An 8029-nucleotide genomic window follows, 5' to 3' on the forward strand; every position below is an offset into this window, starting at 1 on the left:
CATAGACAGCATCGAGAACGCGCCAAAAAGCATAAGCCAACATCCCGAGGAGAATGAGGAACAATGCCACTCCTCCTCCCCAGGTGTTCTCGAGCCAGCCCAAGGCGGATGAGGTGTCTTGCGCTTGGCCGCCTCGCCAGATCGAGTAAAGCGAGATCCCCGCGACGGAAAGGTAGACAAGGCCTCTGCCGGAATAGCCAGCCCGCATCAGTGGAATGGCCCAGCCCATGTCGTTTTTAGCCATGTTGCCCACACGGTATGTTCTTGCAGGTCGTAGCCTGCGCTCCTGTTGCGCGTGCCGTCAAGTGCCCTCCCTTGCTGCCAACCCTGTCCTTTTGGGTTCTCGCCGCGCGATCTCGTATGCAGCGGACGTTGTTGCGCATGTTCTGCATTCGAAAGGGGAAAGTATAACTGTTTACACCCACAGATCGGGATACGGGGCCAGCTTTGAATGGTCGGCACAGCAGCGGTTCATCAGCTCTAGAACGACAGCGCATTCTGCGGTCTCCGGAACGCAGCAGTGAAACCTATAAGAAGCGGTGATTTGCGCAGGGTGACTTGCCTGAATTTTCGCGGCATATCATCGGCGGCGGCCGTGACCAACCTCTTGAAGTTCGAACGAAGCTGCCGGCGCATGGCAAAGGCTGCTGCCAAACCGCCCTACCCGAAAAACTTGATGCAACCTATGCGGACCTTATTCACTCAATGAATGGTCTTGACGTGGAAAAACGGGCTGAGGCAAACTTTTCCTATCATGTCAATGTTCTGTCACACCGATGGGGGGCTTCGTTGATGGACACATATCTTTCTGCGGCTCGGGATCTGGTGGTCGAGGGAATGCGTGAAAGCCAAGTTGCGCTGTCATCGGATCTCGAGTTTCACCTTGCCTCGACCTTGGCCCGCTACATGCACCGCCCTATCAGGCCCGACCGACTGACGATCCGGCTACTGCATGCCGCGCAGGAAGGCGCAAGAAAGGACGAGTCCCGCCAGATCGGCGACGAGTGCCTGATTTCCTGCGCGTTCTTCGAAGCACGCCTGACGCGACAGGGAGGAACCATCATCCACTATGCCGGCCTTGGTCAAACTGCTTATGCCGTTGCCGGAATGCCCGAAATAGCAGACGGTTTCCCTGACATGCTGGATGTTCTGCAGGCGAGCTGCCACCAAGCTGAGGAGCGTCCCCTGCCTCGGCACCTTGGCGAGCATGGCCCAGCTCGGGCTGTCGCGCCTGACCCCAAGATTCTGCTCATCTGGCGAAAATCCAGACATTGAAATCTGCGGGCACTTGCAAAGTCGATCCATAGCCGCCACTGCAGATCCCTTCCATGTCAGCCTGAAGAAGTCACTGGACGTTTGTGCCGTAATGGTGAGGCGGTTGCGTCATCGCTGCTTAATGCGGGCGTTGAATAAGCAGCGGCCCGGAGTTTCAGCAAGATTGGCGAAGGAAGGAAGGCTTCTGCACCCATCGTTTCGGTATTCAATCTGAGAGATAAAGCCCAGCAGAAAGCTCGATGTGCTTTACAGCCCGTTTTTTTGTATCCAGTATTCGCCTCCTTGGCACCTTTACGTGTGCTACAGATGATGGGGTTTGGCATCCTGTCTGATGCCAATGAGGGAGGAAGTTATGGCTTGTTATAAGAGATACGCGCTTCTGGGCACGGCACTGTGCATTTTTGCCGGTCCGGCCGCGGCCGAGCGCACCATGCGAATGACTGTTCAGGTTGGTGCCAATCATCCGGTTGGCGCGAATGCGCACTACTTTGCCGACGAACTGGACAGAATTTCCGGCGGCGAGATGAAGGTCGAAGTCTTTGACAGTGCGCAGCTGTTCAAGGGACAGGAGGTTCCTCAGGCGATCTCGAGCGGCGCCATCGATCTGGGTATCGTGCTTGCCGACGAATATGCCGGATCGGTTCCGGCCGCCGGTATCTTCTCGGTGGCCTTCATGTTTCCCGACTTTAGAACACTGGCCAAAGCTGCGGACCGTGAGGGCGAATTCCGCAAGACCTTTGACGAAATGCTGTTGCAGGCAGGCTCCAAGGTGCTGTGGTGGCAGGATTACGGCCCGGTGCAGATGCTCTCCAAGGGCGGGCCTGTTGCCAATCCGTCGGACATGGAGGGCAAGATGGTGCGGGCGACCGGCAAGCCCACCGGCGACCTGATCGAGGCCGTTGGGGGCTCGGCCGTCGTTGTGGGCGGATCGGAGCAATTCGTTGCCTATCAGCGGGGCGTCGTCGACATCGGGATGAGCGGGACCACTGCGGTCAAGTCGCGCGCTCTTTACGAGGTGATGGATCATGTGACCATGACCAACCATGGTCTGGCCGAGTTTTTGGCGGTCATGAATCCCAGGCTGTGGGACAGCCTGTCTGAACAGGAACAGGCTTGGGTGACCGAGGCCTCGATCAGCGCCGAGGAAAAACTGCGTGCGGAAACGGAAGCAGAGAACGTTGAGGCTGCCCAATGGTTGTCCGAGAACGGCCACGCCACTGTGGTCGAACTGACGCCGGAGCAACTGGCGGCATGGCAGGAGGCCGCCAAGCCAGCGGTTGAACTGTTCCGGCAAGAGGCGGGCGAGCCCGGGGAAAAGCTGCTCTCCGCACTCGAAGCACTGCAGTAAGGCAAGGTGATGACGGATTCGGACCTTCCGCGTTCTCGCGCGCTTGCGCTGGCTGACGGCCTGTCGCTGCTGGCAAGTCGCCTGTCGGAGGTTGGCATCATTGCAATGACCCTGCTGCTGACCTACGAGGTCGTGGCCCGTTACGTCTTCCGTGCGCCTACGCACTGGACTTCGGACGTGGCTACGACAACCATGATCTGGTTGACCTTCCTGGCAATGGGCTATTGCCTGCGCGAGGGGCACATGATCCGCATCACCGCTGTCATCGGCCAGCTGCCGCCCATGGGCCGCAAGTTGGCCGAGGCGCTGAGCCTGGTGGCCATTCTGCTGTTTTCCATCTTCGTGATCTGGATCTCGTCCCGAGCGATGCTTGACTCGATCGCCTTCGGGCGGCGCCAGCCGTCGATGCTGCGGATGCCGAGCTGGATTGCGGAACTGCCGATTGTGGTGGGTTTCGTCATCCTTGCGCTGCAATCCGTGGCCGAGTTGCTGCGCCTGCCGCAGCGTCCTGCCCCCGTCTTTGCAGGGGCTGCCGAGCAGGAACTGCCCCATGTCGAGGAAGGTGCGCACCGATGACACCGGTCCTGATCTTTGCGGCGCTTTTGCTGCTGTTGCTGACCGGTATTCCGGTCGCCTTCACGCTTGGGATTCTGGGTGCCGGGCTTCTGGCGCTCAAGGGGCTTCCGTTGACAATGGTGGCCAGCACGCTGTTCGGCGGCATCAACGACTTCGTCCTGCTGGCGATCCCGCTCTTCCTGCTGATGTCGAACCTGCTGCTGCGGGGCGGCATTGGGCGTGACCTGTTTGTTGCGATGCAGTCGTGGGTGGGGCATTGGCCCGGCGGCCTTGGCATCGCCGCCCTGCTGTCCTGTGGCATCTTCTCGGCCATTTCGGGCAGCTCCATTACCACAGCCGCGACCGTGGGAACCGTTGCCATCCCCGAGATGATCAAGCGTGGCTATTCCCGCAGCCTGACCTTGGGGCTGATGGCCGCCGGGGGAACGCTGGGCATCATCATTCCGCCGTCGGTGCCGCTGATCGTCTATGGCGCGATCACCGAACAAAGCATCGGGCGACTGTTCCTGGCGGGCGTCGGCCCGGGCATCCTGCTGATCGTGCTCTTTGGCGTCTATGTCGTGATCGCTTCGGCGCTGCAGGGAACGCATCAGGCGCTGCCTCGGGCCACCTGGAATGAACGTGGCGCGGCAACCTGGAAGGCTTTGCCGACGCTTTTGCTGTCGGGCACCATCCTCGGCGGCATCTATGCCGGCGTCTTCACGCCCACTGAGGCCTCGGGCATCGGCGCCAGCGTGGCCCTGCTGATCCTGCTGGGCAGCCGTCGCCTCAGCCGCTCGGTCTTTCTGGGTGCGGTGCGGGACACGGTCAAAACGACCACGGTGATCTTCCTGATTGTCATCGGTGCCAAGATCTTTGGTCAGGCAATCACCCTCTACCAATTGCCCGCACAGCTGGCTTGGCTGTTCGAAGATTACTTCAACACTGTGACGCTGGCCCTGCTGCTGATCGCGGCCATGCTGATCTTCATCGGGTTCTTCCTGGAAAGCATGTCGATGCTGCTGATCATGGTGCCGGTGCTGATGCCGACAGTTATGGCTCTGGGCATCGATCCGGTCTGGTTCGGCATCTTCTTCGTCCTGCTGATCGAGGTCGCCCTGATCACGCCGCCGGTGGGCCTGAACCTGTTCGTGATCCAGTCACTGGACAAGGCCCCGCTTGGGGTCGTCGCACGCGGCTCCATACCATTCGTGGCGATCATGCTGTTCTCGGTCATCCTGCTGACGATCTTTCCGCAGATCGTGCTGGCCATTCCGGGGCTGTGACAGCCGGCCGCTTTCCAGCTCCACATAAAAAACCCGCCGGATCGACATCCGGCGGGTTTTGTTCGTTCTGTCTATCGGCATGGCTAGTCCTTGAACCATCCTGCTCGAGCGACTTGGCCGGTAATTTTATCAGGTACGCGCTTGGCGAGCCATTCGACCAGAGCGGCCAGCCGGTCATGGTCCAATCCCGTCGTGATCCCTTGGCGCTCCAGCAGATAGTGCACGTCTTCTGTGGCAATGTTGCCGGTCGCGCGGGGGGCAAATGGGCATCCGCCCAGTCCACCGATCGAGGCATCGATAACCTGAGCACCCCGTTCCAATGCGGCCATCAGGTTGGCGTAGCCGGTGTTGCGGGTGTTGTGCAGGTGAATGCCCCAAGGCATGGCGCCCAACACCGTGCGGCAGGCTTCGTGCAGGCGGTTGATGTCACGCGGTGCGGCCATGCCGATCGTGTCGGCAAAGATGATCTGGTCGGCGCCCGCTGCAATCAGCGCTTCGGTCATCCGGGCCACGTGGGCAGGATCCACTCTGCCTTCGAAAGGGCAACCATAGGCCGTGGCAACGACACCGGTCAGGCTGCGCTCTGCCCCACGCACAAGCGGTGCGATGTCGGCAAAGGCCGCCACGCTATCCTCGCTGCTCATGTTCTGGTTCCGGCGGCAGAACGTGTCCGAGGCCACGACCGCGAACCGCATCTCCTGCACAGACGTGGCCAACGCCCGTTCGGCACCCTTGCGGTTCAGGATCAGCGCGGAAAGCGTCACGTCCGGCAGGTTTGGCAGACTGCCCAGAAGCTCCTCCGCTCCAGCCATCTGCGGCACGCGCGTGGGGCTTACCATGCTGACCGCCTCGATCTGGCGCAGGCCGGCGGCTGCCAGTTCGGTCACCATGTGGTGCTTTTCCGCGACGCTGAACTGGCGAGACAGGTTTTGCAGCCCGTCACGCGGGCCAACGTCGCAGATCGTCACCATCACAGCACTCCTTCTTCGCGAAGGCGCGTCAGTTCGTCCCCGTCCAGTCCAAGCCTGCCATAGATTTCAGCATTGTGGGCGCCGATCTCCTGCGGTCCGAGCCAGGCCACATCGCCCGGCGTTTCAGACAGGACCGGAAAGACACCGGGAATGGCGATGCTTCCGAAGTCCTTGTCCTGAAAGTCACGCACCATGCCTCGTTCCCGGAAATGCGGGTCGGCCACAACCTCGGCGATCGAGTTGATGGGCCCATAGACGACGTCGAATTCCTCCAGCCGGGCCGTCAACTCGTCCATGCTCAGTTGAGAGGACCATTCGGCCACCATTGTGTCCAGCAGTTCGGCATGCTCGCCGCGTGCGACATGGGTCACAAAGCGCGGATCATCGGCCAGCTCGGGCTGACCCATGGCGCGCGTCAGGCGGCGGAACATCGCATCCACGTTGGCCGCAATGACGACATGGCCGCCCTCGCGGGAAGGGTAGATGTTGGAGGGAGCAATCTTGGCGATGCCGGTGCCGGACGGCTGTCGCACGAAGCCAGCTTTGGAGTATTCCGTCACTGTGCTTTCCAGCATGGCAAAGCAGCTTTCGGTGATCGCCGCATCGACGACCTGTCCTTTGCCGCCGTTCCGGTCGCGCCAGTAAAGGGCCATCATCATCCCCTCGAAGGCAAAGAGCGAAGTCAGCGTGTCGCCAAGCGAGATGCCATAGCGGGGCTGTGGCATGTCGGGATAGCCGTTCACGTAACGCAAGCCTGACATCGCCTCTCCGACCGAGGCGAAGCCGGGACGTGCCGAATAGGGGCCGGTCTGCCCAAAGCCTGAAACGCGGACGATGATCAGGCGGGGGTTGAGCGCGTGCAGCTCAGCCGGACCCATGCCCCATTTCTCCAACGTGCCGGGCTTGAAGTTCTCGATCAGCACATCGGCGTCAGCGATCAGTTGGCGTGCCAGGTCCTGCCCACGAGGATCGCGCAAATTGGCCGAAACCGACTTCTTGTTGCGTGCCATGATCGGCCACCACAGCGTCTTGCCCTCGTGCTGCAGCTGACCCCAGTTGCGGATGGGGTCGCCCACGCCGGGCGCCTCGATCTTGATGACCTCGGCACCAAAATCGGCGCAACGAGTACCCACGAAAGGGCCAGCCAGAAGCTGCCCCATCTCTATGACGCGAAGACCCCTCAAGGGCCCGAAGCCTTCTGATTGTTCCTGTTCCATGATGCTCCTGTCTGTTCCTCGGCACATGCGCTGCACTCAAGCCCGCTTATCCTATATCAAGAATTTTGTATACAATAAGAGGATTTCTTCAGCATTAGCACCATATCTTTGTCCTGAGAAACGTATTCTGCATCTATTTTTTGCACAGCGGTTGGACGTCCGTTGCGCCGGGGCTGGCAAGATGGTCATATGCCGTCGCTGCCGCAAGGGGCGTTCATGCGCAGGAAAGGAACGAGCGGGTGGAAGAAGCAAAAGCGGAAAATGCCTCCGAACGTGCATATCGTGAGCTTCGCCTTGCCATTGTCGAGGGGCAACTGCCGTCAGACCGCAAGGTGACAGAGCTTGCATTGGCGGAGCGTTTCAATATCTCCCGCACACCCGTCCGCGAGGCGATCAAGCGTCTGCTGTTGGAGGGCTTGCTGGAGCGGCGCAAAGGCCAAGGCCTGTGGTGCGCACTTCCGGACGACGATCAGGTGCGGGAAATCTTTGATCTGCGCCTGCGCCTGGAAGCATATGCAGCCGGCCGCGCAGCTGAACGCGCGACGGCGCAACAGATCGACGATATCGGGCGCTCGGCGCAACGAATGGCGGATCTGGCCGAGACGGCGTCTGTCACCGACGATCTGATCACAAGAATCGACCAGGAGAATGCCCGCTTCCATGCCTTGATCATCGAAAGTACCCAGTCGAAGCGACTGATCCACCTCGTCAAGGCGACGGTCGACATCTCCTTGGTCAGCCGCACCTTCCGTCAGTTCACCACGGAACAACGCCGCCGTTCCGCACGACATCACCTCGAGATTGCCGCCGCCATCGCCGCCCGTTCACCGCAATGGGCCGAGCGGATGATGGAGGTTCATATTCTTTCTGCCGCCGAGACGTTCGGTCTGACGACGGAGGCGCTGCCTGACAATGGCCGGAGCCGTTGAATGGTCCGTCCATGATCGCGCCCATAACGCGCCTTGGCGGCGTGCTGACATCGTTGGTGATGCTGGCTACCGTTGCATCTGCCTTCAGCGATCTTGTGATACTGGAACTGCTGGCTGCCGCCTGGCCCTGAGTGCAGTCGCTTGTTTCAGCTGGAGCGCGCCACGTGGGCGGCTGATCTTTGTAGCGGTCGGACTGGCGCAGACAGTCTGGGCGCTAAGCGTCAGGGAGGACGGATTTGCAGCAGTGGGCACTGCCATTGCGCGTGGTGGACTGATCATCGCGCTGTTCACGGCTCTGGCAGCCATCAGGGCGGCGGCCTCGAGTTCGGAAGACACCATGGCGACCGGCCGATTTCTGGCCCGACAGCCACCCGGACGGCGCTATGCTGCGTTGACCATCGGAGGGCATCTGTTCGGGCTGGTGCTCATGTATCGGGCGATTTCTCTG

General features: G+C 60.7%; 8 protein-coding genes and 1 pseudogene. 6 read left to right on the top strand and 3 right to left on the bottom strand.

Annotated features, from left to right (window positions below):
* The coding region (locus ACLHHB_RS11660; RefSeq protein WP_410218451.1) for a DUF1206 domain-containing protein at nucleotides 1-244 on the bottom strand (244 nt) is incomplete at its 3' end.
* 314 nt (nucleotides 245-558) lie between these two features.
* On the opposite strand from ACLHHB_RS11660, the gene ACLHHB_RS11665 reads away from it, so the two are divergent.
* From ACLHHB_RS11665 to ACLHHB_RS11680, 4 genes are all read left to right on the top strand, one after another.
* Nucleotides 559-1275 carry a hypothetical protein gene (locus ACLHHB_RS11665; protein ID WP_410218452.1) on the top strand — a complete coding sequence of 239 codons (717 nt, stop codon included), beginning with the start codon at nucleotides 559-561 and terminating at the stop codon, nucleotides 1273-1275.
* Nucleotides 1276-1627: 352 nt separating this feature from the next.
* Complete coding sequence (gene dctP, locus ACLHHB_RS11670) at nucleotides 1628-2623, top strand: TRAP transporter substrate-binding protein DctP (protein WP_410218453.1); 996 nt, start codon at nucleotides 1628-1630, stop codon at nucleotides 2621-2623.
* Nucleotides 2624-2632: 9 nt separating this feature from the next.
* Nucleotides 2633-3199: a TRAP transporter small permease gene (locus ACLHHB_RS11675; protein WP_410218454.1), complete on the top strand. Its 567-nt coding sequence runs from the start codon at nucleotides 2633-2635 to the stop codon at nucleotides 3197-3199.
* Nucleotides 3196-4464 (top strand): TRAP transporter large permease, encoded by a 1269-nt coding sequence (locus ACLHHB_RS11680; RefSeq protein ID WP_410218455.1) that lies wholly within the window; start codon nucleotides 3196-3198, stop codon nucleotides 4462-4464. Before ACLHHB_RS11675 ends, ACLHHB_RS11680 begins: the two co-directional genes overlap by 4 nt.
* Before the next feature lie 83 nt (nucleotides 4465-4547).
* Here the strand turns inward: ACLHHB_RS11680 and ACLHHB_RS11685 are convergent, their stop codons facing one another.
* Nucleotides 4548-5435 (bottom strand): hydroxymethylglutaryl-CoA lyase, encoded by an 888-nt coding sequence (locus ACLHHB_RS11685; protein WP_410218456.1) that lies wholly within the window; start codon nucleotides 5433-5435, stop codon nucleotides 4548-4550.
* Entirely contained in the window at nucleotides 5435-6652 is a 1218-nt protein-coding gene (locus ACLHHB_RS11690; protein WP_410218457.1) for a CaiB/BaiF CoA transferase family protein, read from the bottom strand. The genes ACLHHB_RS11685 and ACLHHB_RS11690 overlap by 1 nt, the downstream gene beginning before the upstream one ends.
* A gap of 239 nt (nucleotides 6653-6891) precedes the next feature.
* Between ACLHHB_RS11690 and ACLHHB_RS11695 the strand changes: the two genes are divergently transcribed.
* Together ACLHHB_RS11695 and ACLHHB_RS11700 are read left to right on the top strand one after the other, a co-directional pair.
* Nucleotides 6892-7581, top strand: a complete 690-nt coding sequence (locus tag ACLHHB_RS11695) for a GntR family transcriptional regulator (protein ID WP_410218458.1) — start codon at nucleotides 6892-6894, stop codon at nucleotides 7579-7581.
* Nucleotides 7582-7825: 244 nt separating this feature from the next.
* A pseudogene (locus tag ACLHHB_RS11700) lies at nucleotides 7826-8029 on the top strand (hypothetical protein); the annotation flags it as partial.

It is taken from the genome of Paracoccus sp. (in: a-proteobacteria) (assembly GCF_046462195.1).
Classification (GTDB): Bacteria; Pseudomonadota; Alphaproteobacteria; order Rhodobacterales; family Rhodobacteraceae; genus Paracoccus.